Here is a 1,394-nt window from a genome sequence, read left to right as displayed (position 1 = left end):
GTTCGTGGGCCAGGTGCTGGAACTGCGCGCGCGCGAACGCACCGGGGACGCGATCCGCGCGCTGCTGGACCTCGCGCCCAAGACCGCGCGGCGCATCCTGCCGGACGGCACCGAATACGATGCGCCGCTGGAAAACATCCTGGAGGGCGACCGGCTGCGGGTGCGCCCGGGCGATGCAGTCCCCGTTGACGGGACGGTGATCGAGGGGCGCTCGTCGCTCGATGAGAGCATGCTGACCGGCGAGTCGATGCCCGTCGAGAAGGGTCCGGGCGATGCGGTGACCGGGGCCACGATCAACAAGAATGGCAGCCTCGTGATCGAGGCGGGCAAGGTCGGGTCCGACACCGTGCTTGCGCAGATCGTCGCGATGGTGTCGAACGCGCGGCGCTCGCGCGCGCCGATCCAGGGGCTGGCCGACCGGGTCTCGGCGGTCTTCGTGCCGACGGTGGTCGCCATCGCGATTATCGCCTTCGTCGTCTGGCTGGCCTTCGGCCCCGAACCCGCGCTGGTCTTCGCCATCGCCTCCGCCGTGTCGGTGCTGATCATCGCCTGCCCCTGCGCGCTTGGACTGGCGACACCGATCTCGATCACCACGGCGGCCGGGCGCGGGGCGCAGGCCGGCGTGCTGATCAAGGACGCGGAGGCGCTGGAGCGCATGGCGGGTGTCGACACGCTGATCGTGGACAAGACCGGCACCCTGACCATGGGCAAGCCGAAGCTGACGGATACGGTCGCGCTCGGGGAGATGGACGAGACCGACCTGCTGGCGCTGGCCGCAGCGCTAGAGCGCGGCTCGGAGCACCCGCTGGCCGAAGCGATTGTCGAAGGGGCCGAGGCCGAGGGTGCGGCACGCCTTGAGGCTGCCGACTTCGAAGCCACGACCGGCAAGGGTGTGCAAGGCCGCGTCGGCGGGCGCGCGGTGGCGCTCGGCAATGCCGCGATGATGCGGGAGATGGGGCTCGACACCGACACGGCCGAGGCAAGGGCCGACACCCTGCGCGCCGAGGGCAAGACCGCGATGTTCCTCGCCGTCGATGGCGCGCTGGTGGGCATCGTGGCCGTGGCCGACCCGATCAAGGACTCGACCGCGCAGGCCATCAGGGAGCTTCATGCGCAGGGGCTGCGGGTCATCATGGCTACGGGCGACAACGCGCGCACGGCGCAGGCGGTGGCAGGCAAGCTCGGCATCGACGAGGTGCGCGCCGGCATCCTGCCCGAGGCCAAGAAGGACCTGATCGACCGCTTGCGCCGCGAGGGCCACAGGATTGCCATGGCAGGCGATGGCGTCAACGATGCGCCCGCGCTGGCCGCCGCCGATGTCGGGATCGCCATGGGCACGGGGGCCGATGTGGCGATGGAAAGCGCCGGCATCACCCTGCTGGGCGGCGACCTGA

At 70.9% G+C, this 1,394-nt stretch carries 1 protein-coding gene; it reads left to right on the top strand.

The genetic code is table 11. The features are described 5' to 3' along the window. On the top strand, positions 1–1,394 hold a 1,394-nt coding region (locus HMH01_RS17720; RefSeq protein ID WP_171327125.1), incomplete at both ends, for a heavy metal translocating P-type ATPase.

Origin of the sequence: Halovulum dunhuangense, from assembly GCF_013093415.1 — a bacterium.
GTDB lineage: Bacteria > Pseudomonadota > Alphaproteobacteria > Rhodobacterales > Rhodobacteraceae > Halovulum > Halovulum dunhuangense.
The sequence above is the reverse complement of the archived record's forward strand: the minus strand, read 5'-3'. Positions and strand labels throughout refer to the sequence as shown.